Origin of the sequence: Niallia nealsonii (genome assembly GCF_002835805.1) — a bacterium.
Classification (GTDB): Bacteria; Bacillota; Bacilli; order Bacillales; family Cytobacillaceae; genus Niallia; species Niallia nealsonii.
Window position 1 is genome coordinate 1 of record NZ_PISE01000014.1, and the last position, 26,677, is coordinate 26,677.

Below are 26,677 nucleotides of genomic sequence, written 5' to 3' on the forward strand. Positions count from 1 at the left end.
ATTATATCTATTACTATAATCACAAACGTATGAAGAAAAAATTAAAAGATCTGAGTCCAATACAATACCGGGCTCAGATCTTGGAAGCCGCTTGAATTATTTGTCTAACTTTTTTGGGTCAGATCATAAAAAGGAAGTTTTTCTACGGTTTTTTGTTTATTTTTCTTTTGAATGGGAATGTTGATTTCCGCTCGAATCAACTTACTTTCACTCCCTCATAATAGAATTTGAATCTTCCATCCTTTAAAATAAAGATAGATAAATGGACAGAGGTGATACCGTGCTTTCCAAACATTCTTTTATCTAAAGAGACCAATTAGAAATGAAGCTTAATATTAAAAGGGGTTCAGAATGAAAGCATTCTGAACCCCTTTTGTCGACAAACGTTCCCCCTGTTTTTTTTTAGCAACAAAGAGATGTCTTTATTGATATCTTTGGAGCATGGAAAAAAATTCGATAACAAATTGATAAAATGTCTGCACAGATGGAGGAAGCTCTCTATTTTTAGGAATAATGACACCAACTGTTCTATTAATGATTGGGTTTTCAATAGGCACTTTTACTGTGAATTTTGGCACTGTATCATAAAACGTGCTTTCAGGAAGCAACGTGACACCCATCCCAGCAGATACTAATCCTTTAATAGCGTCCAAATCTTCTCCCTCTGAGCTGATTGTAGGCAAAAAGCCTTCTTGTTTGCATGCTTCATAAGCAATTTTTTGTAAAATATATCCTTTTGGAAATAGCACAAAATCATCGTTTCGCAAATCTCTTAGACGAATGCTCCTTCTTTCTGCTAAAATATGAGTAATGGGCAGCAATGCTAAAATCCGTTCTGTAAATAATATTTCCCCTTTTATGGAATGATCATCTGTTGGCACAGGTCCTAAAAAGGCTAAATCAATATCTTTGTTTTTGACTGCTTCAATTAAAAAACTGTAGGATCCTTGTCTTAGTTGAAAAGCAATGTTTGGATGCTTTTCTTTAAACGCAGAAAGAATTGTAGGAAGCAAATGGCTTGCCAGACTTGTTGGAAAGCCGATTTTGATGGAGCCTCTATCTGGATCTAAATAGGCATTTATTTGTTCTTTTGCAAGATCAACTTGCTTCATAATCGCTAAAGAGTGCTCTAAAAAGATTTTTCCAATGGAGGTTAATTTTACATTTCTTCCTTCCCGTTCAAAGAGGCTGACACCTAGTTCATCTTCTAGATTAGCGATTTGTCTGCTAATGGCTGATTGGGCGACATGCAAGTATTCGGCGGCTTCTGAAACATGTTCCCTTTCTGCGACTTCAATGAAATACTTTAATTGTCTAAGCTCCATTTTTTTGTTTTCTCCTCCATTCATCTCGAAAATAGATAACTTCTATCCAAATAATATATTGTTTATATGAATTTGCATAGTATAATAAAGTTATCTGAACTAAAAAAATTGTTAGAAAATCTGACAGGGGTGGTTGAAATGACGTACAACCAATTAGCTAAAGCACAAGGTCTTTACAGACCAGAATTTGAACACGATGCATGTGGAATCGGTTTATATGCCCATATCAAGGGAGAGGCAACGCATGAAATCGTAACAAATGGTTTAAGTATGCTTTGTAAATTAGATCATCGCGGAGGGCAAGGAAGCGATCCGTTAACAGGAGACGGGGCAGGACTGATGGTCCAAATTCCAGATGCATTTTTCCGTAAAGAATTAAACGATTTTACATTGCCAGAAAAAGGGCAATATGGTGTAGGAATGATTTTCTTTTCGCAAAAAGATGAAAATAGAGAAGAAATCGAAGCGCAAATTAATCAATATATAAGCCAAGAAGGGCAAGTGCTCCTTGGTTGGAGAACTGTACCTACAGATGTCAGAAAAATCGGAAAAGTAGCGCAGGAAAGCTGCCCGGTTGTTCGCCAAGTATTTATTGCAGCAGGCGAAAATGTTAACAAACAAGATGAATTGGCATTTGAACGCAAATTATACATTGTTCGCAAACTTGCAGAAAACTGGGGAAAAAAGACAGAAAACGATTTTTATTTTGCTAGTCTTTCCACAAGAACGATTGTGTATAAAGGGCTGTTAACTTCTGATCAAGTGGGAACATTCTATTTGGATCTGCAAGATGAAGCATTTGTTTCTGCATTTTCTTTAGTGCATTCCCGTTTTAGTACAAATACATTTCCAAGCTGGGAAAGAGCACATCCAAACCGCTATATTATCCATAACGGAGAGATTAACACACTTCGCGGCAACTTAAATTGGATGGAAGCAAGAGAACAGCAATTTGTATCAGAAGCATTTGGCGAGGATTTAGACAAAATATTGCCAATCCTTGATGCAAGCGGCAGTGATTCATCTGTGTTTGATAATGCACTAGAATTTTTTATTCTAGCTGGACGCAAGCCAGCACATGCAGCAATGATGCTGATTCCAGAGCCATGGACAGAAAATCCTCATGTAACAGATGAGAAAAGAGCATTTTATGAGTATCATTCCAGCTTAATGGAGCCTTGGGATGGACCAATGGCAATTTCTTTCACAGATGGAAAACAAATCGGGGCAATTTTAGACCGAAATGGTTTAAGACCAGCACGCTATTATGTAACAAAAGATGATTATATTATCTTCTCATCAGAAGTGGGAGTAATACCTGTTGAAGAAGAAAATGTTTTATATAAAGATCGCTTAAGTCCAGGAAAAATGCTGTTGATTGATTTAGAAGAAGGCCGCATTATCTCCGATGAAGAGCTAAAAGGAGAAATTGTTGCGCAGCAACCTTATCAAAAATGGCTGGATGAAAAAGTGGTTCGTTTAGATGCATCAAAGGAAGAATCTTCTGAAGAATTTGCAGACTTATTAATAAGACAAAAAGCATTTGGATATACGTATGAAGATGTACAAAAAAATCTAATTCCTGTTGTAATAGAGGGCAAAGATCCACTTGGTTCAATGGGGAATGATACGCCGCTTGCTGTATTATCAGATAAATCACAAAGCTTATTCAACTATTTTAAACAATTATTTGCTCAAGTTACGAATCCGCCAATTGATGCAATTCGCGAACATTTAGTAACATCAACACTTTCATGGTTGGGAGCGGAAAAAAATCTGCTTCACCCAGATGCTTCAAATTGTCGTCGTATTCAATTGGGTACCCCAATTATTTCAAACGGACAATTGGAGCAATTAAAAGCTATTGAATTATCAGAATTTTCCACGCAAACATTGGAAATTTTATTTGAAGACAACTTAGAGGCGAGCTTAGAAAAATTGCTGCAGCAGGCAGAAACGGCAATCAATGAAGGAATTAGTCTTTTAATTCTTTCAGACCGCAGCATGAATAAAGATAAAAAAGTGATTCCAGTCTTATTGGCTACAAGTGCTTTGCATCAATACTTAACGAAAAAAGGCATTCGTACAAAAGCGAGCATTATTGTGGAGTCTGGAGAAGCAAGAGAGGTTCATCATTTTGCAAGTCTTATCGGCTTTGGAGCAGATGCAATCAATCCATATCTTGTATATGCAACCTATGCAAAAAGCATCCAAGAAGGCGTATTGGAATTGGCTTATGAGGAAGCTGTTGCACGTTTTAATACAGTTGTGACAGAAGGCGTTGTAAAAGTAATGTCCAAAATGGGTATCTCGACTATCCAAAGCTATCGTGGGGCGCAAATCTTTGAAGCGGTCGGCATTGGCCATGATGTGATTGAAAAATACTTTGTAGGAACAGTTTCTCAATTAGGCGGAATTGGCATTGATACAATTGCAAAAGAAGCAACGGATCGTCATATGGAAGCATATTCACCAACCATTGATGAAACATTGGATTCAGGAAGCGACTTCCAATGGAGAAAAGGCGGAGAGCATCATGCCTTCAACCCAAAAACTATCCACACATTGCAATGGGCATGTCGCAAGGGAGACTATAGTCTGTTTAAACAATATTCAGATGCGGCAAATGCAGAAAGAGTTACATTCTTGCGCAATCTGTTTGCTTTTAATACAGAAAATGCTATTGATATTAATGAAGTAGAATCAGTTGAATCCATCGTAAAACGTTTTAAAACAGGTGCGATGTCATTTGGTTCATTAAGTAAAGAAGCACATGAAACATTAGCGATTGCTATGAATAGAATTGGCGGAAGCTCTAACAGCGGAGAAGGCGGAGAAGATCCAGCACGTTTTGAATTAGATGCAAATGGAGACAATCGCCGCAGTGCTATCAAACAAATTGCATCTGGCCGTTTTGGAGTTAAAAGCCATTATCTAATCAACGCAGATGAACTGCAGATTAAAATGGCGCAAGGTGCAAAACCAGGAGAAGGCGGACAGCTGCCAGGAAATAAAGTATATCCGTGGGTTGCAGAAGTGCGTGGATCAACACCAGGTGTAGGCTTAATTTCACCACCTCCGCATCATGATATTTATTCGATTGAAGATTTAGCACAGCTAATTCATGATTTAAAGAATGCAAATAGAGATGCAAGAATCAGCGTAAAACTAGTATCTAAAGGTGGAATCGGCACAATTGCTGCAGGTGTGGCAAAAGGTGTTGCAGATGTTATCGTAGTAAGCGGCTATGACGGTGGAACTGGTGCATCTCCAAAAACAAGTATTAAACATACAGGTCTTCCATGGGAGCTTGGTTTAGCAGAAACGCACCAAACATTGATGTTAAACGGTTTAAGAAGCCGTGTTGTATTAGAGACAGATGGAAAATTAATGACAGGAAAAGATGTTGTCTTAGCAGCACTTTTAGGGGCAGAAGAATTTGGTTTTGCAACAGCGCCACTAATTGTTTTAGGCTGTGTAATGATGCGTGCATGTCACCTTGATACATGTCCAGTCGGTGTGGCGACACAAAATCCAGAACTTCGCTATAAATTTGCAGGAGATCCTGATCATGTTGTCAACTTTATGCGTTTTGTTGCAGAAGAAGTTCGTGAATTAATGGCTCAATTAGGCTTTAGAACAGTGGAAGAAATGATTGGAAGAACGGATCTTTTAACAGTGAGCGAACAAGCAAAATCTCATTGGAAAACAAAAGATCTTGATTTAAGCAAGTTGTTGCATCAAATGGATGGACCTCGTACATTCCAAAAACCGCAAAACCATAAAATCGATGAAAGCTTAGATATGCAAAAAATCTTGCCAGCTGTGGAAAAAGCAATTGAAAAAGGAGAAAACATTGATCTGTATTATACAGTGAAAAATACAAATCGTGTTATCGGTACGATTGTCGGCAGCGAAATCTCGAAAAAATATGGAGAAGAAGGTTTGGCGGACGACACCATTAATCTGCATTTCACCGGGTCTGCAGGCCAAAGTTTTGGAGCATTTATTCCAAAAGGCATGAGTCTTTATTTAACAGGGGATGTAAATGACTATGTAGGAAAAGGTTTATCTGGCGGGAAAATCGTTGTGAAGGCACCGTCTGTTGATTCTTATGTAGCAAAAGACAATGTAATTGCAGGTAACGTTGCTTTTATTGGTGCGACAGATGGCGAAGCTTTTGTAAACGGAAAAGCTGGCGAACGTTTTGCTGTACGTAATAGTGGAGCAAATATTGTAGTAGAAGGTATTGGCGACCATGGTCTTGAATATATGACTGGCGGTCAGGTTGTAGTATTAGGAGAAGTAGGGAAAAACTTTGGTGCAGGTATGTCTGGTGGGGTAGCATATGTGCTTGCAAATGACAAAAAAACATTCAAAAATCTTTGCAATCAAGAAATGATTCTTTTTGAATCATTGGAAGATGCAGGAGAAATAGAAGCAGTAAAACAATTAATTGGAAAACATCAAGAGCAAACAGACAGTATTGTTGCAAAGCAAACGCTGGAAAATTGGGATAAAGCAGTAAGCAAATTTGTAAAAGTGATTCCGAAAGACTACAAACGCATGATTTCAGAAATTCAAACAGGCTTAAACAGCGGTTTATCTGAAGACGAGGCAGTAATGCAAGCATTTGAAAGCAATTCAAACCAAGAGAAAAAAAAACACAAAACTACTAAAGATACAGTAGCGGTTCAGTAAGAGAGGAGAGAATGTAATGGGAAAAGCAACTGGTTTTATGGAATTTAAACGGGAGGAAGCGGAAGAAAGATCTCCGCTTTCCCGCTTAAATGATTTTAAAAAATATTCTGCTCCTTTCTCTGACGAAGTACTTAGTAGACAAGGAGCACGTTGCATGGATTGTGCAACACCATTCTGCCATATTGGAATGGACATTTCAGGCTCTACATCAGGATGTCCAATCCACAATCTAATACCAGAATGGAATGATTTGGTTTACCGTGGCAGATGGAAAGAAGCACTTGACAGATTATTAAAAACAAATAACTTCCCAGAGTTTACAGGAAGTGCATGTCCAGCTCCATGCGAAGGATCTTGTACGGTGGCGATTTCTGATCCAGCGGTTAGCATTAAAAATATTGAACGCACCATTATCGATAAAGGTTTTGCAAATGGCTGGATTACACCCAAAATTCCTAAAAATCGCACAGGCAAAAAAATTGCGATTGTTGGTTCAGGACCTGCAGGACTTGCTAGTGCGGATCAATTAAATCAAGCAGGCCATTCTGTTACTGTATTTGAACGTTCTGATCGTCCAGGCGGATTATTAATGTACGGAATTCCTAATATGAAATTAGAGAAAAAAGATGTGGAGCGCCGCGTGCAATTATTAACGCAAGAGGGCATCGATTTTGTTACAAATACAGAGATTGGCAAAGATATTACAGCAGAAGAATTAAGAAAACAATTTGATGCAGTTATTCTTTGTACAGGGGCACAAAAACAGCGTGATTTAACAATCGAAGGCAGAGAAGCGAATGGTGTTCATTTTGCCATGGACTACTTGACAAAAGCAACAAAAAGCATGCTTGACTCTAACTTTGCAGATGGCAACTTCATTAATGCAGAAGGCAAAGATGTTATTGTTATCGGTGGTGGAGACACTGGTGCAGACTGTGTGGCAACAGCACTTCGCCAAAAATGCAAATCTGTTGTGCAATTTGGGAAACATCCAAGACTGACGGAAACACGTACAGATGATAATATGTGGCCAGCATTTCCACAGGTTTTCACATTAGAATATGCGTATGAAGAAGCGGAACAAAAATTTGGAAGCGATCCAAGACAATACAGCATTCAAACAAAAAAAATCGTAAAAGATGAAAATGGCAACTTAAAAGAGCTTCATACGATTTCAATGGAAAAAGTAAAACAAGCAGACGGCACTTTTATGTTCAACGAAATTCCTGGCACAGAAAAAGTATGGCCAGCACAATTAGTATTTATTGCAATTGGTTTTGAAGGACCAGAACAGCCAGTACTTCAGCAGTTTGGCGTAGATACTAAATTCCGCAAAATTGATGCAAAATACGGAGAATTTCAAACAAATGTAGAAGGTGTTTTCGCTGCAGGTGATGCAAGAAGAGGCCAAAGCTTAATCGTTTGGGCAATCAATGAAGGCCGTGAAGTAGCACGTAAGGTGGATCAATATCTAATGGGCGTTTCTCATTTGCCGACAGTGAATGCATAAATAGCGAATATTTATTTTGAGATAAATTAATTTTACAATAAATAGATGCAATCAAAATCCAGGGGAAGATTTCCCTCTGGATTTTTTTGTATATTTTTGATAAAGGGATATAAGATATGAGATATAGGAAGATGCAAAAGGAAGAATTTTTTAGATGTTTATAACCATGCTGAAAGAGGTAGTTGTTTTTACATAACAGTTTTAGGAGGGAAGAAAATGAAAGCAGTCACCTATCAAGGCGCAAAAGAAATTCAAGTAAAACAGGTGGAAGATCCAATATTGCAGAAAAAAGATGATATTATTGTCCGTATCACTTCGACAGCTATATGTGGTTCTGATCTACATATATATTTAGGAGCAATTCCTGCACAAAAAGATTATGTCATTGGCCATGAACCAATGGGCATTGTTGAAGAAGTCGGCCCAGATGTTACAAAAGTGAAAAAAGGCGATCGAGTTGTTCTTCCATTTAATATTTCATGCGGACACTGCTATTATTGTGAACATGATATGGAAAGTCAATGCGACAACGCTAACCCAAATAAAGAACAAGCAGATACTGGGGCATATTTTGGTTTTACAGAACGCTACGGCAATTATCCTGGTGGCCAGGCAGAACTGCTTCGGGTACCATATGGAAATTTCGTGCCATTTGTAATCCCTGAATCTTGTGAAATAGAAGATGAAGGTTTGCTGTTTATGTCAGACGTACTGCCTACAGCGTATTGGAGCGTCGAAAATTCTGGAGTAAAAGAAGGGGACACAGTAGTTGTATTAGGTTGTGGACCTGTTGGCTTAATGACACAAAAATTCGCATGGATGAAAGGGGCAAAACGTGTTATTGCTGTTGATAACATTCCCTACCGATTAAATCATGCAAAAAAAATGAATAATGTAGAAATCATTAATTTTGACCAGCATGAAGATACAGGATTGTACATGAAGGAAATAACAAAAGGCGGCGCTGATGTTGTCATTGATTGTGTTGGCATGGACGGCAAAAAAACCATGATGGAAAAAGTTGAACAAAAATTAAAAATCCAAGGCGGTACATTAAGTGCCATTCAAATTGGTTTAAATTCTATTAGAAAATTTGGTACGATGCAGCTGACAGGTGTTTACGGTTCCACATACAATATGTTTCCATTAGGGAATATTTTCGAACGAAACATTACAGTAAAAACAGGACAAGCACCCGTTATTCATTATATGCCAATGCTTTTTGATAAAATTGCAAACAAAGAGTTTGATCCAACTGAAATTATTACACATAAAGTGCCGCTGGATCAGGCAAGCGAAGCATATAAAATGTTTTATGAGCATGAAGATGATGTTATTAAAGTCATCTTAAAACCATAATAGCATGTTAGAAATAGTTCCTGATTGGAGCTATTTTTTTGAAGAAAAGAGCATTTTTAAACAGACAGAAATTTCTTCAAAGTGAAAATAGAACGGAATACACTACTGCAATAAAGGTGGGGAATTTATGAATAAATGGAAACAGCTGAATAACAGCGGATTTTATTAGGAAAGAAATAGAAGCTTTGAATTCTAGGATGGATTGAAAGCAAGTTGATTGGAGAGGAAGGGGAGACTCCTAAGGGATTAGTGAGAGACTCTGCAGGCGTGTAGCCGAAGACCCTGTGGAAAGCGAACCTCTGAAATGGAAATCAACATTCCAATTTAAAAGAAAAATAAACAAAAAACCGTAAACAAACTTCCATTTTAAGGAGTGTTTGTCTACGGTCTGAAGGAAGCAATAAGCTTGCTTCTTCTTTTGCTATTTATTTAAATTACTATGCTTTTTGGAATAAAGGAAATAGATAATCGTTCCAATCACAAGCCAGATAACAAAAGAAATCCATGTAATGCCAGGAAGACTAATTGCAAGCCCTAAGCATAATAATGCACTGATAATCGGCAGTACTGGCACAAAAGGAACACGGAAAGATCCTTTTAAATCCGGGAATTTTTTGCGCAGAACAATAATAGCAATCGAAATAAGGGTAAATGCTGCAAGTGTTCCCATATTTACTAAATGTGCCAATGTAGTTAAATCAACAAATCCGGCAATACATGCTGCAATACTTCCTGTTAGCCATGTGTTTTTAAATGGCGTTTTTGTTTTTTTATTCACGCTAGACATGATTTTTGGCAATAATCCATCACGACTCATCGCAAAGCTTAAACGAACTTGTGCATAAATTAATGCAAGTATTACCGTGGTAATCCCCATAACAGCACCAATAGAAATAATGCCGGCAATGCTATTGTGGCCTACTGATTCTAATGCTAAGGCAACGGGTGCTCCAACATTTAGTTCCGTAAAAGGAATCATTCCTGTTAGAACAGCTGATACGGCAATATATAATGTAGTACAAATGGCCAAGGAGCCAATAATTCCAATCGGCATTGTTTTTCCAGGGTTTTTTACTTCCTCAGAAGCAGTTGCAATAACATCAAAACCGATATATGCAAAGAAAACGGTAGCAGCGCCAGTTATAACACCACTAAAACCAAATGGCAGAAACGGCGTCCAATTTTCTGGCTTTACATAAAATACACCAACAATAATAAAGAGGAGAATAACCCCTAATTTTACAAATACCATTATATTATTAAATTTAATGCTTTCTTTAATGCCTTTAGAAACAAGTGCTGTTATGCACATAATAATCAAAATAGCAGGTAAATCGATCATACCGCCTTTACCGACGCCTGGTGCTGATGAAATAACAGCAGGAAGGTGGATATTAAATCCTGCGATTAATGATTGAAAATAAGCAGACCAACCTGTTGCAACAGCGGCAACAGCCAGTACATATTCGAGCATTAAATCCCAGCCGATTAAAAAGGCAAACAGTTCCCCTAAAGTGGCATAAGTATAGGTATATACACTTCCTGATAATGGAACAGCAGATGAAAATTCTGCATAACAAAAAGCAGCCAAGGCACAAGCAATCCCTGCAAGAACAAAAGAAAGCATGATGCCAGGTCCAGCACTTTCAGCCGCAACTACTCCTGTCACCACAAATATGCCTGTCCCAATTACACATCCTACTCCTAAAAAAATCAGGTCCCAAACGCCCATTGTTCGTTCTAATGTTTTATTTTGAGATTGAGAAATCATTAAATTCATCGATTTCCTGCGAAAAAGTTGACTCATTAGAATGCGATCCTCCTAGATGTAAAAAATATTTTTCTTTAATAGAAATATTCTAACAATTTGTTTTTTAAAAAATGAATAAATTGTCGAAAAAGCACACTTAGGTGATTATATTGTCGCATAGAAAAAATGTCAATGTCATTAAATTTCCAATCGCATAAACTATTACAAAATAATAAAGTTGACACGATTACGGCTAATTTGACTTCTACATTTTACCGATTATTGTGAAGAGAAATCAACATAGTTTGAAACTCCTTTTAAATTATTTAAGATGAACAAAATAATAATTTTTATTACAAACTGGTCCTTTTTGAAAAAAAATGATATGATGGAGTAAAGTTAGTACCTGATACTAATAGCTAGTAAAAAAGAAACGAGGTTGGATTTTATGTTAACTTCGAAAGCGCGAATTACCGCGATTGGATCTTATGTTCCAGAAAAAAAGATAACGAATGAAGATTTAGAGCGTATGGTGGAGACCAATAATGATTGGATTATCCAGCGAACTGGCATTAAAGAAAGAAGAATGGCGAAAGAAAATGAATGTACAAGCGATTTAGCATATATGGCAGTACTTGATTTAATGAAACGCTACTCTAAACCTATAGAAGATGTAGAAATGATTATTGTCTGCACAATGACTGCAGATTTTAAGACGCCAAGTGTTGCTGCAATAGTGCAAGGAAAGTTAGGATTAAAAAAAGCAGGTTCCATTGATTTAAACGCAGCATGTGCTGGCTTTACTTACGGTTTGCATGTTGCAAATGGTTTAATAACGGCAGGTTTAAATAAAAAGATCCTTGTAATAGGAGCCGAGGCATTAACGAAAATTACTGACTATGAGGACAGGACATCATGTATTCTGTTTGGAGACGGAGCATCAGCAGTGTTAGTAGAATATGATGACAAGAATCCAAGTTTTCTCTCCTTTTTCCTTGATTCCAAAGGAGAAGCTGGAAAAAATCTTTATGCAACGAGTATTTCGGAACAAATGGATGGCATAGATTTGAAGGCAGATGGAAATATTGTGCAAAATGGCCGAGAAGTATATAAATGGGCTGTTTCTACGGTGCCAAAAGGAATGAAAACTGTCGCAAATAATGGGGGAATCAGTCTTTTAGATGTAGACTGGTTTGTGCCACATAGCGCCAACTTGCGAATGATTGAATCCATTTGTGAAAAAAGCGGCTATCCGATAGAAAAAACATTGGTCAGTTTAATTCATTATGGAAATACGTCTAGTGCAACCATTCCACTTGCCATTGATTTAGCTGTGAAAGATGGAAAATTAAAAACGAAAGACAAACTGCTGCTATTCGGATTTGGCGGAGGCTTAACGCAGGCAGGGTTATTGATTGAGTGGAATATTTAAAAAAGAAGTTCATGCAGAGATTTTTTTCTGGATGAACTTCTTTTTTTTGATATACTAGATGTATATTTACATTATGGGTGAAGCTTTTAAAGAATATGGAAAGCTAGAAGTGCCATCAAGTGCGATTACAGAGCCTATCGAAGTATTGACAGAAAATTTTAAGAATGGGAGCGAAAAATTTGCTGTTTGTTTAATAGAGGAAGTTCCAATAGCTTCCGTGCGTTTTACAGAAAAATCAAAGACACTATATTTTTCTAGGTTGTCTGTTTTGCCGGCATATAGAGAACAAGGAATAGCTAGATATATGCTTCAATGGCTCGAAAACTATGCAAAACAACTTGGGAAAAACAAAATGGAATGCAAAGTAAGAATGTCTTTAGCAGGAAATATACGATTATATCAAGCCATCGGTTTTCATCTTGTAGAAGAAGGCAAAGTCATTAATCCAAATGGACATACAGTAAAAACAGGGGTGATGGAGAAAGTTTTTTAAAAGAAATTTTATGCATTAAAAAGGCCAATTAGCAAATAAATGAATAGTATATGGAGGGAATAGGAAACTAGAATTCGTTTTTCTAAGAATAAAAAGCAAGTTTTTAGGAGTCATAATAAGCAATATAATTTTACGCATCCAAATAAATAATCATAAAAACATCAGTATATAATCCCTGTAATACCGCCTTAATTGTCTTTAATATGTCTAATTAATAAACAAATCATAAGATGAAACTTTCTATTATTTGAATAATAGAGAAATCTTGATTAAAATGAGGAGTGATAGAAGAAATAGTAGGAGTGAATAGTATGTATCGTCAAGTAAATGATTTTTTGGCAGATTGGTCTGCTCAAGCAGAAGGAACAATTCGGGTGTTAGAAGCAATAACAGATGAAAAATTAAATCAAGCTATTGTAGAAGGGCATAGTACATTAGGTTGGCTGGGCTGGCATTTAGCAACAACGCCAACTTTTTTTCTGGGTCTTGTTGGGCTAAAGCTTTCAATAGAATTAAATCGCAATGAAGTTCCTCAAAGTGCAAAGGAAATTGTAGAAGGCTACAAAAGCGTGGCTGAAGAAGTGAAGGCAGCTGTTGAGAAAGCATTCACGGATGAAATGATCAATGAAACGGTGGAAAGCTTTAGAGGACCAGTTCCAAGAGGGGCTTTACTTCGCACGTTAATTGATCATCAAACACATCACCGCGGCCAAATGACTGTGCTGTTGCGTCAAGCAGGACTAGTGGTGCCAGGTGTTATGGGACCAACAAAAGAACAGCAGGCATAATAAATAAAAGTCCCAGAGTGTAGACAAAGTCAAAAATGCACATTTTTAGGCTGATTGAAAACGTCTGCGTTTCGAGGCGCGAAGTCTTGAGAGGAGCGGAGTTACCAAGGGAGGTAATGAGCACCCGAACAAGGCGAGCAACAAAGAAAGCGGGCGTTTGTCAACAGCCTAGGACTTTTATGAGAAATAAAAGTCCTTTTTATACAATAAGGGGGGCTGGTTATGAAGATTAACCAAATAGAATTATCGATTAATCATTTTGAAGAAACAGTCGCTTTTTATAAAAATGTATTTGGTTTTATTCAGCAGACAAATGAAAACAATCGTGTTTCCTTTCAAGTTGGAGAAAGCGCTCTCACTTTTTTGAAAGACGAACAGCATGATTATTTTTATCATTTTGCTTTTAATATTCATGCTAATCTTTTCTCAGAGGCAAAAGCATGGCTTTCTAGTAAAGTAGTGCTGGCAAGAGAAGATGGAGAAGATGAAATAGAGTTTCATGAGTTTATGAAAGCAAAAGCATGCTATTTTGAAGATCCTGCCGGCAATATTGTCGAGTTGATTGCAAGAAAAGAAACCTCTCCTATGTTTCCACATAAAGCTTTTTCACCCAAAGACAATATTTTATCCATTAGCGAAATTGGTTTAGGGACAGATGAAATAAAAGAATATGCAGATAAAATACAGCATTTAGGCATTCCGATTCGTCATCAGAAAAAATTGTATGAAGAAAAATATTTAAATTTTTTTGGTGAATATGAGGAGGGGGCATTTATTATTTTATCTCCATTAGGAAGAAAATGGCTGTTTTCTAAAAAAACAGCCATAGAGGCACCATTAGTGATTCATACAAATAAAGGAATAATAAGCACAGTAAGTACATGCTATTAACCTATTAGTTTACTGAAAAACTGATTAAAAATAGGAAGGAATTTGCGCTTTGTCTGTTGTGCAAATTTCTTCATATTGACTATCTGTGCAGCGAACCATACAAATAGAATGAGCGTAATGTTGAAGCTTTGGAGGAAGCTTTCGAAAATTAAAAGGATGATAATAGTCTGGATTGATATCACTGTAAAGCATAAAGGTGGCGCTGCTATTAGTAGAAAAGAATGTGTGCAGCATTTTTTTCCATATCCCTTTCCTTGATATTCTCGACTGATTACAATAGAACCGATTCCAAAAATAGGGATTTTTTTCTTCAAATAGAGGGATAAAACAATAAATGAACCAATTATATTATTTTTATCATCTACATATACATAACGTGTTCCATACTCGTCTTCTTTTTTATTATCTTCTACATATTTAGTAAAAATACGCCCTTTTGCCCATTCTTTAAAACCGATTTGAAAGATAGCTTCTTTTTCTGATTCATGCACTGTTCGTAATAGCATGTTTTTTCTCCTTTGTCATTTTCACCTAGTATAACAAATTTTTAGATTATTCTGTTTAAAAATAAATAAAACACATCTGGGTGGATGTGTTTTATTTATTTTGCCGTTACTCCTCCAAAGGCTGAAATTTGGTTTTTCTGCTTATATAATGAGCAATTAAATAAATAAAATATTGGATGATAAAGGAATACAGATAATTCCATTTAACAGGTTCATAGATGCCGATCCATTTAACAATCGGCAGAGCGATAATCGAAAAAACAGCAAAAATAAGTGCTTTTAAAAAAGGGTTCATTTTTGGTTTAACCTGCAGCAGAAACATAACAGCAATAGGCAGAGCAAAAAAACTAAAGGGAATATAATTAGAAAGAGCCGGATATACTTCATAATCATATCTCCATTTGCCAAAAAAAGTCCCCATATAATCTAATGCAGCGGAAATAATTGCTACGACTACCCCTGCAAATAATAAGCGATCTTGGCTGTTTTTATTCCGGAATTTCAGCCAAAGCAGTAATGGAATGACAATTAAGGCAATACCTATCCACCAATGCCATGTAAATAAAGAGTGGTCCATCCATCCTTGGTAAATATCTTGATTCAGCTCGGTTGTTTTTTTATAAGAATCTTCGAACACTTGATTTTTCAACTAGAAGGCACCTCATTTTTAACTTCTTTCTATATAGCATCTTTATTGCCGAACTTTAGAAAATCTATTCCGTGACAGCTCAAATAACAGTGTTTCCAGAAAAATATTTTATTAAACGGACTGGAAAATCTTTGCCAGTATTTTTTTCATAGGATATGTGCCGTTACAAAAATCCCCATAAGTGATTATCATATAGAAAGCTAAATTCTTTAGATTAAGACAAGCAGACAAAACAAAAGGAAAACTGGCTCTAAAATGCAGATTAAAGTAGGGCTAACTTTTAAAATACGGAGTAGAGGAAAGAGGGAGCATGAAATTGGAACGAGAGATACTTGATAGTTTAATAAAGGATATACATGTTCAAAATATAGACAATGAGGATGTGCAGGTAGAAAATAACACAACACTACAAATGATGGGAAAGGGAAGACAAGGAGCAGTATTTCAATTATCGGAAGAAGAATGTGTCAAAGTATTTGGTAATGAAGAAGACTGCGAAAGAGAGTATTTTGCACTATCACTTGGACAGCATACCGAGTTATTTCCAAAGGTTTACGAAAAAGGACCAAATTTTATCTCGATGGAAATTATAAAAGGAGTTGATATGCGGGAATATCTGCAATCACAACCTTTAACGCCAGAGCTTTCTAATAAATTAATTGACATGCTTATTATTTTTAAAGAGATTGGTTTTGAAAGAATTGATCATCATAAACGACAAATATTCATTCAGCCAGATGGAAGTCTGAAAGTAATTGATGTAGCAAGAACTGTTTGGCGTGATCGTGTTTATCCATATCCTCGCAAACTACTAACTTCCTTAGGAACAAAAAACAAAGAAGTTTTTTTAGCACATGTGCAAGTAGAAGCACCTGCATTATATGAAGAATGGAAATATTTTATTGATATGGAACAACAATCCAGAGGGATATTGCAAGAGTTAATGCAAAGTCCAACAACGAAAGTGAATGAAAACGGAAAAACGCAGATTTTATTAAAAACTAGCCAAGACTATGCTCTTGAATTAGAAAATATTGTGCATAAAGTATTTAAAGAAGAATGGGTAAAAGCTATGCTTGTATTAGGATATAACCCAGATGAAGTAATGGAGTTGATGGACAATTATTGGGAGAATAAAGAGCGATCTTTTCAGGGAAATGCAGAAAAATTGATCGAAAAATTATTAAGTACTCCTAAAAAAGTGAAACAGCATATAGATAATACGTATCAAAAGAATATGACAAGCATACTAAAAGAATTGCAGAAAATCTCCCAATTTAAAATCAACAAGGATTGATTAGATATGAAAATACTAGTCATTTGGCGGCTACTTACTGTTGGCGGAGTTAACGCTGGCTGGAGAAATCGTGCTATCTATTTTAAAAAATATGGAATAGAAACAGAATTTTTATATACCACAGATCATGGCGGCGCACATATCATGCAAGATGTTTCTACCATTTATTTAACAAAAGATATAAATGAAATCGTAGCTATTATCAAAAAGAATCGCTATGATGCAATTATTGTTGTGGATACGAAAAATGCTTTTAAATGGATCCGCAAAGCAAAATTCATGGGACCTGTGATTGTAGAAGCACGGACACCTGAACTTCTAAAACTTACTCCTCATTTAGGGAATTTCAGAGGAATCCACCCTGAAAAAATTATTGTGCCATCCCACTATCAAAAACGGCTTGTATCCATTATTTCCCAAAATGTTCCAATCCAAGTTATTTATAATGGCCTTGATACCAGCTTTTTTCGTCCTCTTGCGGAAGAAGAAGCAGACATGGACAGCATTCCTATACAGCCTCCTGATAAAAAAATTATTGGATGGATCGGTCGTATAGACAAGCGGAAGAATTGGCAAATGTTAATAGAGATTGCCAAAAAAATAAAAAAAGACCGAAAAGATGTGGAAATATGGCTGATTGGCGGGGCACAAAGTATTCAGCGAGAAGAGTTTATCGAAAAAAGAGAAACAGAAAATCTTACAGATATTATTAAATGGTTTCCTGTTATTCCATACCAGCAGATGCCCAGTGTTTATGCGAAAATAAGGATGTCTAAAGGATGTACGCTTGCTACTACAAAATGTGAGTCATTTGGCAATACGTTTATTGAGTCAATGGGATGTGGAGTGCCGGTTGTAGCAGCTGATATTATGCCTATGAATGAATTAGTGATAGACGGTAAAACGGGTGTATTGTTTTCAGATCAAATGGTGGAAAAAGCAGTGAAAAGCATTTATAAAATATTAGATAACGATAAAAAACAGCAAAAAATGTCTATTAATGCAATCGAACACGTACAAAAAAATTTTTCTATTGAGCATGTTGCCGGCCAATATGTAGAATTGTTAAAAAGTTTGGATATAACCAAGCAACAAAAAGAGGATGGGGGGGAAATGCATGATTAAACCAAGTTGTTTCAAAAAAAAACTGGAGGGCAAATCCCAATCCCTTCTTTTAACCTGCAGTGACGGCAATGATTATGTTGTAAAAGATATGTTGCCAGGATTTGAAAAATCATTGGCGAATGAATGGATTGGCTATTGCATCGGTCGATTTCTTGGTCTACCTATTCCTTTTGCGCAAATCATCGAAACTCCTTCTGATTTTTTTAAAGACCAGCCAACTATTGAGATGCCACATTCTCCACATCAATTTGCTTCCCTTTACGTGCCATTATGTCAAAATGGGCATGAAGTGGGGAAGCTTAAAGAGATTTCCAATGCTTCTTGTTTAGCAGGAATTATTGTTTTTGATTATTGGCTCTATAATAGAGATCGCACGAGAAAAAATATCTTATTTCAAGAAGACGGTTCTGCGCATAGTGTCATCATTATAGATCATGCAGAGATCTTCAACTCCTATAATTGGCACAAAGATGACTTGAAAAAGCTTCCTACCGGTATGATAAAAAGCGCTACACATCAATTTATTCATTCTTTTGTTCCAGATAAAAAAATGTATGATGAATTTCTTGAAAATATTCAATCCATGCCAATTCATTTATTACAAGAAATAGTAGACGTTATTCCAGAAGAATGGAATGTCTCCGCGGAAGAGAAAGAAGAAATTGTAAAAGCTTTAATAAAAAGGAGGAAAAAATTGCCGCAAATCATCAAGCGTTTTTTAAAAAATAGTGATTTGCAATAAAAGAAGAATCATCTTTAGAAACGAAAAAAGCTGCAAGCAATGCCCAATCGTTGCTTGCAGCTTTTTAAAGGTGATAGTGTCGTTTTTTTTTCAAAAACCATAACAAAAATAACAAAAACCGCAACAATGGGATAATTTGTCCCCTTTTTGTTTATCAAAAGAAAAAACGAGTTGAAAGCAAAGATGCTTCCAGCTCGTTTTGGCTTAATTAGAAGATAGTAGATTACTAGTTTTTAGGAGGATTAATGAATAGAACAGGTTTTCCGATTGAATAATATTCTATTGAGTCGCAGGCTTTAATCTTTTTTTCATCGAAACAGTTTCGTCCATCAAAAACGATTGGAGATTTGGCGGTTTTTAATAGATTGCCAATATCCATATTAGTAATCTCACCCCACTCTGTTACAATAAAAATAGCATCTGCATGTAAGAATGCTTCATCAATAGAATCTGCGTACTTAATAGTACTTCCTAATATTTTTTTTGCATTATGAACAGCTTTGGGATCATAGGCAATGACTTCTGCACCTAACTCCACTAGCTGTTTTGCCATTGGGATAGAAGGTGCTTCTCGCATATCATCTGTTTCTGGTTTAAAGGAAAGACCTAATAAGGCAAATCTTTTTTCTTTCAGTGTTTGAAAGCGTTGCAAAGCTTTACTGACGAGGATTGTTTGCTGGTGTTCATTCATTGCTACAGTTTCTTGCAAAAGACCTGGATTTATGCCATTTTCCTTAGAAATAGCCAATAATGCCTTTACATCTTTTGGAAAGCAAGAACCGCCATAACCAATGCCAGCTTGCAAAAAAGCAGGACTGATTCTTTTGTCTGTCCCCATTCCTTGTGCAACATCTTCTACATCTGCACCAACTTGCTCACATAAATTGGCAATATAATTGATATAGCTGATTTTAGTTGCTAAAAAAGCATTAGAGGCGTATTTAATCATTTCGGCACTGCGAATGCTAGTGATGAGGATAGGAGCATTTAGAGGACGATACATCTCGGCAATTTTTTCAGAGGCATCTTTATTTTCAGAACCGATCACAATTCTGTCTGGGTGCATTGTATCAAAAATAGCAGATCCTTGCCGCAGAAATTCAGGATTAGAAACAATTTGCACTTTTTTCTGAAAACGGGATTCAATCAGTTTTTGAATCGTTTCATTTGTGCCGATTGGAACCGTGCTTTTTATCACGAAAATGGATTCTTTTTCTAAATAAGGGGCACTGTCGATTGCTGCTTGCTCTAAAAATGTGAGATTGCAAGATCCATCTTCCCTTTGGGGAGTACCAACAGCAATGATGACAATATCTGCTCCAGCTACTCCATCTCTGTGAGAAGATGAAAAAAATAGTTTTGTTTTATTTACATTATTCATAATCATTTCTCCGATTCCCGGTTCATAAAAGGGGGGAATGCCTTTTTGCAAATGCTGGATTTTTTTTTGGTCAATATCAATGCATGTTACAGTATGACCGATTTCAGCTAAACAAACACCTGTAGATAACCCAACATATCCAGTGCCAATTACAGCAATTTTCATCATAAACTCCTCTTTCATTATTTTTATTATCTAACCTATCTATGCCTACATACTATTTTTTAAAATGAACTATCCAAAAACAGCACAGTGGCTAAAATACAGAAAAAAATAATTCCATTTTAGTTCTTTTTTTCCTTTGTAAACATATCTAATTTCTTTTTGCAAAAAGCGAGAATTTCTTCTCTCATTTCTTCTCTTAATAAAGAAAAATCAATGGTTGCTTTTATAAAGCCGAGTTTGTCCCCGATATCATAACGAATGCCCGCAAAGTCTAGTCCCAGTATGGAAGTTTGTTTATTTAGTTCGGCAATTGCATCTGTAAGCTGCAGTTCTTTTCCTTTTTCTGGAGTGTTATGTTCAAGAATGGAAAAAATGCTGGGAGGGAGAATATATCTGCCCATTATTGCATAGCGGGAGGGAGCATAATCGGGGTGTGGTTTTTCTACAAGCGCATCGATTTTATAAATATTTTCTTTTAATGGTGGCAACGCGGGACGAATAATGCCATATTTGCTAATATCAGATTCCTCCACTTCAGAAATGGCTAACGCTGGGGAATGATAGGTTATGGCAACATCAATTAGCTGCTGCAATAAGGGGGTTTCGGCATGAACAATATCATCCCCAAGCAAAACAGCAAAGGGTTCATCGCCGATAAAGCTTTTGCCGCACAAAATAGCATCCCCTAAACCAAGGGGATCTTTTTGGCGAACATAATAAATGGAAGCCAAACTAGAGATTTGCTGTATTTCATGTAAGTGTTCGAACTGATGTCTTTTTAATAAAATATCTTCTAATTCATACGATTTATCAAAATGATCTTCAATTGCATATTTGCCTCTTCCTGTCACAATCAAAATTTCTTCTATTCCAGAGGCAACTGCTTCTTCAATAATATATTGAATGGCTGGTTTATCAATAATCGGCAGCATTTCCTTTGGCAACGTTTTAGTTGCTGGCAAAAAACGTGTGCCTAGTCCAGCTGCTGGAATAATTGCTTTTCTAATCTTCATAAAAAAACTATCCCCTTTCCATCCTCTTATTAATCTTTATATGTTAACAGGCATTGCCTGGACACTATATAAGCCTAGTGCTTGTGATTATTTTACAGTGCAGAAAAGAATTTGAAAGATACATAAGAAAAGAAAGGAACCCCTTTGTCTCCTGATGATATAATGAAATAAAGGGAATTTTCCAAAAAAACGTTTCTTTTTATTAATTTTGCCGGAATATATTGTATAATGGGAAAAATAGTTTTTTAACATCACTAAGATAGTTTTAATGTTTTGCTAAAAATGAATGTCATCTATTTATCCCACTTTAATGGGCAGCGAAATACTAGCCTAATAAATTAGTAGATAGCAGTAAACATTTTAAGACCCCTTTTTAGGGTGTTTTTTTATAAAGATAAAAGGAGTGGTTGGGAGATGAGAGATGTTAAGTTAACTGATATTTTTAATCATCATATTGCACAAAAGTATATTACCCGTTCAGGACTAGCTCATGCTCTGGCTGTCAGTTACCACGCATTTGAGATGGCAAAAGAGCAAAATCTTGATGTCGATATTGCCGCAAAAGCTGGCTTTCTCCATGATATGGGGCACTATACCTGGTATAAAGATGGAAAATGGGATTATAAATTGTATAAACAAAACGATATCCACCCAATTAAAGGGGCAGAACGGGCTCATAAACTATTAATCCGCTTAGGGGAAAACCCTATTAAAGCAAAAGAAATTGCTTTAGCGGTCCTTTTTCATACCGATAGTTTTATCCCAGGGGGCAGCGTTACTTTAACTCCTCTGCAAAAAATTGTTAAATTGGCTGATGAAAAGGATGAAGAGCCAGGAGGTCATCACCATTATCGCACCATTACAAAGGAAAGAGCGCAAAAAAGTTTGGAAAGGCTTGATGAGAAAATAGATGCGTACGTGCTCCATCAGCAAAAAACTTTATAAAAAATAGTCTAGACGGTCAAGCTGTCTAGACTATTTTTTAGTTGAAAAGAGTACAGCATATTAAAAAGATGTTTAAGCGGTTTAAAAAGTATATAGAAGAAATACTTTTATTTAAATAGCAAGAAGAATGCGGAGCTGTTAAACGAGAAAAAGCTTATTATAAATCGTGGAAAAAAAGTGGATTTAAAGTTGCCGAGAATAGTCAATAAAGTCGAAGCAAGAACAGAGCAGCATTGATCATGCATTAAGGGGCTTTTGATCCTCGCCTAAGGGAGTATAAGAGAAAACGAAGAAATTTAGGTGGGTAGAAACTTGCCCGTAAAAGCCTGATTGAAGTTTTGCTTTATTTTCTCCATCAGTGGAACAAGAGGGGATTGCAGGCGCTAAACAGTTTAGAAAGCTTGCATTCTAAGAGGATGCCTCCAACAGAAATTAATAGACGTGTAAGTTAGGAGCTGCTTGCAGTAAAAGTTTTTCCTGCAAGCAGTTTTGGAATAGGAAGAAGGGAATAAAAGACACCCTTCCTCTTATTCTATTTTAAAAACAGCAACGATTGTACAGGAGATTTACCAAATTACCCACAGTCTAGTCAAACAATTTACGGATGCAATAAGTGGGAATAAGTTAACTGTATAGATCCGCCTAAGACAAAGAAGAAAAGGAGTTTAAATAGATAAAGAGTAAGACAAAAAGATTTTTTTCTCAAAATCTAAACAAAATCAAAAGCGAATACTTTTAGGTTAATAGAAATAATTGACGCATAGTCTCAGGGGTAGTGGGATTATCAAGATAGGTAATGAATATTTAAGCAGAGCGAGCAGCAAAAAAACGAACTTTTGTCGACACTGGAGATAAACGGATTTCTTGTATGTATTTTTAACTATTTTACATTATTAATAGATAGCGATAGTGACAGTTTTGAGAGGCTGGGAGAAACGAATCTTTATTACTTACTAAGATTCAATAGAAAGCTATAGTATTTATAAAAGAGAATATTTGTGTAGATTACGATATACAAGTTTTCATTTTTTTATTAGAAGATAAAATAAATTCAATTAGCCTTTTAATTGGAATAGTAGTACTTATGTTTTTGGAGTAAACAAGGTGAATGTATCTTGTTTTGGAATATTTGTCTAATTTGGTTATTCTAAATGGAGTAATGTTTTGAAAATTTTGCATAACGTTTGTATTGGGAGCTTTAACAAAGTCTAAGATGAAGGATAATGGGAGGATGCTGTAACCTAAACCACAGGCAATCATTCTAGTTAACGCGTAAGTATCATTTACTTCTTGAATATGATGGGGCATTTCTCCAAACATATTGAGCAAAACCTCATTTGCATCATGTCTTAAAGGCAAAAAGGAATTAAAAAGAATAAAAGGTTTCTCTTTTAAATGATTTATTTTCTTTTGGTCTAATGGATTCTTGTCCATTTTAGGTCCAATTAATACTAAATCATCCTCATATATAGGAATGAATTCGAGTTCTTTATTTGGTTTGCAATAAGTGACAATGCCAAAATCTAGTTCCCCAAATAGGATAAGATCTAAAATAAAATCGGTTAGTTCTGATGTGATATTACATTTAAGATTAGGATTAAATTCATTAATGCTTAGTAATATATCAGGCAAAATGGTGGAACTAAGAGGTCTTGTAATCCCAATTTTAAGTTTGCTATTTAAATGATTGTCAGGAAGCGGACTGACTGTTTTTTTATGAGTATAAACGGAATCAAACTCGCGAATCATTTTTAGGGCGCTTACTAAAAATGAAGTTCCCTCCATTGTAAGTTCTACTCCTTTTTTGCTCCTTTCTAATAATTGAGCACCTACCTCATTTTCTAATTTTTTCAGTTTAGAAGTTAAAGCAGGTTGAGTAATATGCAATAATTGCGAGGCTTTTGTAATGCTTTTTTCCCTGGCTATAGTAATAAAAGAATCTAATGTATTTATATCCATCTAAAAGTTCCCCTTTCGTTTATAAAAAAATTAATTGTTTATATATGTATACATACTTAAATATAAGTTATCAGAAAATTCTAAAATGTACAACGGGTTCTTTCATAGTTTTTTTCTATTACCACTATCTAAATATTTTTTTATATAGTTAAGACAGGAAGTTAAATTCTAAATTTTCAGAAAACAGGAGGAGAGATAATGGAAAACCTTATGAGTAAAACAATTCAGGAATTAGCTCCATTAATTAGAAAAAAAGAAATTTCGCCAGTTGAGTTAGTAGATCAGTGTCTCGAAAGAATTAAGGAAACCGAGCCCGCTATTAATGCTTATATTACAGTCTTGGAACATAGTGCCTTAGAAAAAGCCAAATTAGCAGAAAAAGAAATATTGGATGGCAATTATAAAGGAGTATTGCATGGAATCCCCTACTCAGCTAAAGATTTGTATACAACAAAAGGGGTTAAAACTACAGCAGGATCTAGAGTACTAGCAGAATATGTACCAGATTATGATGCAACCACTGTTGCAAGATTAAATGATGCAGGCGCCATCCTAGTGGGAAAAAATAACTTGCATGAATTTGCATACGGAGGAACGAATGAAAATGAGCATTTTGGCCCTACTGGAAACCCATGGAATACAAAAATGATTCCAGGTGGATCGAGTGGCGGTTCCGGCGCATCAGTAGCTGCATCAAGCTCTCTCTTTTCATTAGGTACTGATACTGGCGGATCAATCAGAATGCCTGCAGCATTATGTGGAGTTGTCGGCATTAAAGCAACGTATGGAAGAGTCAGCAGAAATGGCGTATTACCTTTAAGTTCTTCTCTCGACCATGCTGGCCCTCTGGCAAAAACGACATGGGATACCGCTGCTGTTCTTTCTGTAATGGCTGGCTATGACTCCAAAGATCCTACGTCATCGAAAAAAGAAGTTCCTAACTATTTCGCAGCATTTACAGAGGAGAATTTATCATTAGAAGGTGTAACAATTGGTGTTTGTGAAGAATACTTTTTTGAAAATTTAGATCCAGAAGTGGATAGAAGTGTTCGTAAGGCTATAGCGATGTTTGAAAAATTAGGAGCAAGCATTGTACAAGTCAATCTCCCTTTTATTTCCGAATCCGTTCGCTTGCAAAGTCTGCTTACAACGGCAGAAGCATACAGTTATCATTCCAGCTACTTAAAAGATCGTTATGAAGAGTATGGAACGAATATTCGTCCTCGTTTAGAAATGGGTCAATATACACCTGCATGGGCTTACATACAAGCACAAAGATTACGCCAAAAAACGAAAGAAAGCTGGAAGGAAGTATATAAAACAATTGATTTGCTTATTGCACCGACTACAGCCATTCCTGCGTTTCCTATTCACTGCGATACCATTTCATTAGGCGGAAAAGACGTAAATCCTAGAGATCTAGGTATACTTGGAAGAACATCACCTAGCAATTTTAATGGCTTCCCTTCCATCTCTATTCCATGTGGATTTACAGAAGCGGGATTACCGATTGGACTTCAATTGCAAGGTCGTCCTTTTGAAGAACTATTAGTATTTAGAGCTGCCAACGCATTTGAAAAAGCAAATGATTATGCAATGTCCGATAGAGGAGTGATCGTTTAATAATTAGAAGGAGTGATGATGAAATGGAAAAGGTGTTAGAGATGAAGCAGCTAGTTACTAAATTTTCTACAAAGGAGGGGTTAACACCTGCAGTCAGGGGCGTAGACATTTCTGTAGAAAAGGGAAAAACACTTGTTATATTAGGTGAATCAGGATCAGGAAAAAGTGTCACATTGCGCACTATTTTACGATTAACGCCTCCAGGTGCAGAAATAGAAGGCTCCATTAAATTTCAGGGGGAAGAATTGCTGGAAAAATCTAAAAAACAAATTCAATCTATTCGTGGGAATCGGATTGCGATGATTTTTCAAGATTCTTTATCCGCCTTTGATCCGCTTTATAAAGTTGGAAAACAAATAGAAGAAACGATTATTACTCATCAAAAAATTTCTCGCAAAGCAGCAAGGGGCCAGGTAGTGGAACTTTTTCGAAAAGTGGGAATTCCTTCTCCAGAAGAACGAGTGAAAGTATATCCACATGAGATGAGCGGAGGAATGAGGCAGCGTGCCGTTATTTCTATGGCATTATCTTGTCAGCCGGATATTTTATTAGCCGATGAACCAACAACAGCATTGGATGTTACCATCCAAGCGCAGATTCTTAATCTGTTCAAACAAATACAAGATGAATACGGGATGTCTATTATATTAGTAACACATGATATTGGAGTAGCTGCTGAAATGGCAGATGAGATTGCAGTAATGTATGCCGGGAAAATTGTAGAATACGGCAAAGCAGAACAAGTGCTTTCCAAGCCCCATCATCCTTACACAAAAGGATTAATTGCAGCTACTCCTAGACAAGGACAGAAAGGAGTACTTACAGCGATTCCAGGTCAGCCCCCGTTAATAACCAATATGCCAAAGGGTTGTGCTTTTATAGAAAGATGTCCAAATGCAGAGGCAGCGTGCCAAACAAAAAATCCTGATTTAATAAAACTTCCGCAAGGCAGTGAAGTGGCTTGTTTATTATTGGAGAAATCTAAACCAAAAAAAGAGGCGATTCAAGTTTAATAGATAAACA

At 36.2% G+C, this 26,677-nt stretch carries 21 protein-coding genes; 14 read left to right on the forward strand and 7 right to left on the reverse strand.

Annotated features, from left to right (window positions below; translation table 11 throughout):
• Positions 1-95 (forward strand): IS3 family transposase (locus CWS01_RS06855; protein WP_157827579.1); only part of this gene is annotated, 95 nt, incomplete at its 5' end.
• 327 nt (positions 96-422) lie between these two features.
• On the opposite strand, the gene CWS01_RS06860 is transcribed toward CWS01_RS06855, so the two are convergent.
• Positions 423-1,325, reverse strand: coding sequence for a LysR family transcriptional regulator (locus tag CWS01_RS06860; protein ID WP_101176456.1), 903 nt, complete (start codon positions 1,323-1,325; stop codon positions 423-425).
• 138 nt (positions 1,326-1,463) lie between these two features.
• On the opposite strand from CWS01_RS06860, the gene gltB reads away from it, so the two are divergent.
• From gltB to CWS01_RS06875, 3 genes are all read left to right on the forward strand, one after another.
• Positions 1,464-6,026, forward strand: a complete 4,563-nt coding sequence (gene gltB / locus CWS01_RS06865) for a glutamate synthase large subunit (RefSeq protein WP_101176457.1) — start codon at positions 1,464-1,466, stop codon at positions 6,024-6,026.
• Between the two features lie 16 nt (positions 6,027-6,042).
• Positions 6,043-7,536, forward strand: coding sequence for a glutamate synthase small subunit (gene gltD / locus CWS01_RS06870; protein ID WP_101176458.1), 1,494 nt, complete (start codon positions 6,043-6,045; stop codon positions 7,534-7,536).
• Positions 7,537-7,752: 216 nt separating this feature from the next.
• On the forward strand, positions 7,753-8,895 hold the full coding sequence (locus CWS01_RS06875) for a zinc-dependent alcohol dehydrogenase (RefSeq protein ID WP_101176459.1): 1,143 nt from the start codon (positions 7,753-7,755) through the stop codon (positions 8,893-8,895).
• Between the two features lie 421 nt (positions 8,896-9,316).
• Here CWS01_RS06875 and CWS01_RS06880 read toward each other — a convergent pair whose 3' ends face one another.
• Positions 9,317-10,702, reverse strand: coding sequence for an amino acid permease (locus CWS01_RS06880; protein WP_101176460.1), 1,386 nt, complete (start codon positions 10,700-10,702; stop codon positions 9,317-9,319).
• A 391-nt stretch (positions 10,703-11,093) separates the two neighbouring features.
• Here CWS01_RS06880 and CWS01_RS06885 point away from each other — a divergent pair, with 391 nt between their 5' ends.
• From CWS01_RS06885 to CWS01_RS06900, 4 genes are all read left to right on the forward strand, one after another.
• Positions 11,094-12,077: a ketoacyl-ACP synthase III gene (locus tag CWS01_RS06885; RefSeq protein WP_101176461.1), complete on the forward strand. Its 984-nt coding sequence runs from the start codon at positions 11,094-11,096 to the stop codon at positions 12,075-12,077.
• Positions 12,078-12,150: 73 nt separating this feature from the next.
• Positions 12,151-12,570 (forward strand): GNAT family N-acetyltransferase, encoded by a 420-nt coding sequence (locus CWS01_RS06890; RefSeq protein ID WP_157827580.1) that lies wholly within the window; start codon positions 12,151-12,153, stop codon positions 12,568-12,570.
• 311 nt (positions 12,571-12,881) lie between these two features.
• The gene (locus CWS01_RS06895; protein ID WP_101176463.1) at positions 12,882-13,358 is read left to right on the forward strand and encodes a DinB family protein; all 477 of its coding nucleotides are present in this window, start codon (positions 12,882-12,884) and stop codon (positions 13,356-13,358) included.
• A 222-nt stretch (positions 13,359-13,580) separates the two neighbouring features.
• Positions 13,581-14,249: a VOC family protein gene (locus tag CWS01_RS06900; protein WP_101176464.1), complete on the forward strand. Its 669-nt coding sequence runs from the start codon at positions 13,581-13,583 to the stop codon at positions 14,247-14,249.
• On the opposite strand, the gene CWS01_RS06905 is transcribed toward CWS01_RS06900, so the two are convergent.
• Together CWS01_RS06905 and CWS01_RS06910 are read right to left on the reverse strand one after the other, a co-directional pair.
• The gene (locus CWS01_RS06905; RefSeq protein ID WP_235851992.1) at positions 14,246-14,755 is read right to left on the reverse strand and encodes a GNAT family N-acetyltransferase; all 510 of its coding nucleotides are present in this window, start codon (positions 14,753-14,755) and stop codon (positions 14,246-14,248) included. The genes CWS01_RS06900 and CWS01_RS06905 overlap by 4 nt on opposite strands.
• 106 nt (positions 14,756-14,861) lie before the next feature.
• Positions 14,862-15,404 (reverse strand): CBO0543 family protein, encoded by a 543-nt coding sequence (locus CWS01_RS06910; protein ID WP_101176465.1) that lies wholly within the window; start codon positions 15,402-15,404, stop codon positions 14,862-14,864.
• Positions 15,405-15,714: 310 nt separating this feature from the next.
• Here CWS01_RS06910 and CWS01_RS06915 point away from each other — a divergent pair, with 310 nt between their 5' ends.
• The 3 genes from CWS01_RS06915 to CWS01_RS06925 are packed head-to-tail and all read left to right on the forward strand — an operon-like array spanning position 15,715 to position 18,568.
• A complete protein-coding gene (locus tag CWS01_RS06915) occupies positions 15,715-16,701 on the forward strand; it encodes an RIO2 family protein (RefSeq protein WP_101176466.1) in 987 nt (328 codons plus the stop codon).
• 6 nt (positions 16,702-16,707) lie between these two features.
• Entirely contained in the window at positions 16,708-17,826 is a 1,119-nt protein-coding gene (locus CWS01_RS06920) for a glycosyltransferase family 4 protein (RefSeq protein ID WP_101176467.1), read from the forward strand.
• Positions 17,819-18,568 (forward strand): HipA family kinase, encoded by a 750-nt coding sequence (locus tag CWS01_RS06925; protein ID WP_101176468.1) that lies wholly within the window; start codon positions 17,819-17,821, stop codon positions 18,566-18,568. The genes CWS01_RS06920 and CWS01_RS06925 overlap by 8 nt, the downstream gene beginning before the upstream one ends.
• 226 nt (positions 18,569-18,794) lie before the next feature.
• Here the strand turns inward: CWS01_RS06925 and CWS01_RS06930 are convergent, their stop codons facing one another.
• Both CWS01_RS06930 and galU read right to left on the reverse strand, forming a co-directional pair.
• A complete protein-coding gene (locus CWS01_RS06930) occupies positions 18,795-20,117 on the reverse strand; it encodes a UDP-glucose dehydrogenase family protein (RefSeq protein ID WP_328588900.1) in 1,323 nt (440 codons plus the stop codon).
• A gap of 116 nt (positions 20,118-20,233) precedes the next feature.
• Positions 20,234-21,127, reverse strand: a complete 894-nt coding sequence (galU, locus tag CWS01_RS06935; RefSeq protein WP_101176470.1) for a UTP--glucose-1-phosphate uridylyltransferase GalU — start codon at positions 21,125-21,127, stop codon at positions 20,234-20,236.
• A gap of 414 nt (positions 21,128-21,541) precedes the next feature.
• Here galU and CWS01_RS06940 point away from each other — a divergent pair, with 414 nt between their 5' ends.
• Positions 21,542-22,072, forward strand: coding sequence for an HD domain-containing protein (locus tag CWS01_RS06940; protein WP_101176471.1), 531 nt, complete (start codon positions 21,542-21,544; stop codon positions 22,070-22,072).
• 1,005 nt (positions 22,073-23,077) lie between these two features.
• Here CWS01_RS06940 and CWS01_RS06945 read toward each other — a convergent pair.
• Entirely contained in the window at positions 23,078-24,031 is a 954-nt protein-coding gene (locus CWS01_RS06945; RefSeq protein ID WP_101176472.1) for a LysR family transcriptional regulator, read from the reverse strand.
• A gap of 198 nt (positions 24,032-24,229) precedes the next feature.
• On the opposite strand from CWS01_RS06945, the gene CWS01_RS06950 reads away from it, so the two are divergent.
• Together CWS01_RS06950 and CWS01_RS06955 are read left to right on the forward strand one after the other, a co-directional pair.
• Positions 24,230-25,654: an amidase gene (locus CWS01_RS06950; RefSeq protein WP_101176473.1), complete on the forward strand. Its 1,425-nt coding sequence runs from the start codon at positions 24,230-24,232 to the stop codon at positions 25,652-25,654.
• A 23-nt stretch (positions 25,655-25,677) separates the two neighbouring features.
• On the forward strand, positions 25,678-26,667 hold the full coding sequence (locus tag CWS01_RS06955) for an ABC transporter ATP-binding protein (RefSeq protein ID WP_101176474.1): 990 nt from the start codon (positions 25,678-25,680) through the stop codon (positions 26,665-26,667).
• Positions 26,668-26,677 lie beyond the last annotated feature (10 nt).

What these genes read in the sequence shown, in the direction of transcription:
- CWS01_RS06905 (WP_235851992.1), bottom strand. Translation starts at nt 14,755, where the DNA reads ATGCTATTACGAACAGTGCATGAATCAGAAAAAGAAGCTATCTTTCAA.
- CWS01_RS06940 (WP_101176471.1), top strand. Translation starts at nt 21,542, where the DNA reads ATGAGAGATGTTAAGTTAACTGATATTTTTAATCATCATATTGCACAA.
- CWS01_RS06955 (WP_101176474.1), top strand. Translation starts at nt 25,678, where the DNA reads ATGGAAAAGGTGTTAGAGATGAAGCAGCTAGTTACTAAATTTTCTACA.
- CWS01_RS06895 (WP_101176463.1), top strand. Translation starts at nt 12,882, where the DNA reads ATGTATCGTCAAGTAAATGATTTTTTGGCAGATTGGTCTGCTCAAGCA.
- CWS01_RS06875 (WP_101176459.1), top strand. Translation starts at nt 7,753, where the DNA reads ATGAAAGCAGTCACCTATCAAGGCGCAAAAGAAATTCAAGTAAAACAG.
- CWS01_RS06885 (WP_101176461.1), top strand. Translation starts at nt 11,094, where the DNA reads ATGTTAACTTCGAAAGCGCGAATTACCGCGATTGGATCTTATGTTCCA.
- CWS01_RS06900 (WP_101176464.1), top strand. Translation starts at nt 13,581, where the DNA reads ATGAAGATTAACCAAATAGAATTATCGATTAATCATTTTGAAGAAACA.
- CWS01_RS06950 (WP_101176473.1), top strand. Translation starts at nt 24,230, where the DNA reads ATGGAAAACCTTATGAGTAAAACAATTCAGGAATTAGCTCCATTAATT.
- CWS01_RS06880 (WP_101176460.1), bottom strand. Translation starts at nt 10,702, where the DNA reads ATGAGTCAACTTTTTCGCAGGAAATCGATGAATTTAATGATTTCTCAA.
- galU (WP_101176470.1), bottom strand. Translation starts at nt 21,127, where the DNA reads ATGAAGATTAGAAAAGCAATTATTCCAGCAGCTGGACTAGGCACACGT.
- CWS01_RS06890 (WP_157827580.1), top strand. Translation starts at nt 12,151, where the DNA reads ATGGGTGAAGCTTTTAAAGAATATGGAAAGCTAGAAGTGCCATCAAGT.
- gltD (WP_101176458.1), top strand. Translation starts at nt 6,043, where the DNA reads ATGGGAAAAGCAACTGGTTTTATGGAATTTAAACGGGAGGAAGCGGAA.
- gltB (WP_101176457.1), top strand. Translation starts at nt 1,464, where the DNA reads ATGACGTACAACCAATTAGCTAAAGCACAAGGTCTTTACAGACCAGAA.
- CWS01_RS06915 (WP_101176466.1), top strand. Translation starts at nt 15,715, where the DNA reads ATGAAATTGGAACGAGAGATACTTGATAGTTTAATAAAGGATATACAT.
- CWS01_RS06860 (WP_101176456.1), bottom strand. Translation starts at nt 1,325, where the DNA reads ATGGAGCTTAGACAATTAAAGTATTTCATTGAAGTCGCAGAAAGGGAA.
- CWS01_RS06925 (WP_101176468.1), top strand. Translation starts at nt 17,819, where the DNA reads ATGATTAAACCAAGTTGTTTCAAAAAAAAACTGGAGGGCAAATCCCAA.
- CWS01_RS06930 (WP_328588900.1), bottom strand. Translation starts at nt 20,117, where the DNA reads ATGATGAAAATTGCTGTAATTGGCACTGGATATGTTGGGTTATCTACA.
- CWS01_RS06920 (WP_101176467.1), top strand. Translation starts at nt 16,708, where the DNA reads ATGAAAATACTAGTCATTTGGCGGCTACTTACTGTTGGCGGAGTTAAC.
- CWS01_RS06945 (WP_101176472.1), bottom strand. Translation starts at nt 24,031, where the DNA reads ATGGATATAAATACATTAGATTCTTTTATTACTATAGCCAGGGAAAAA.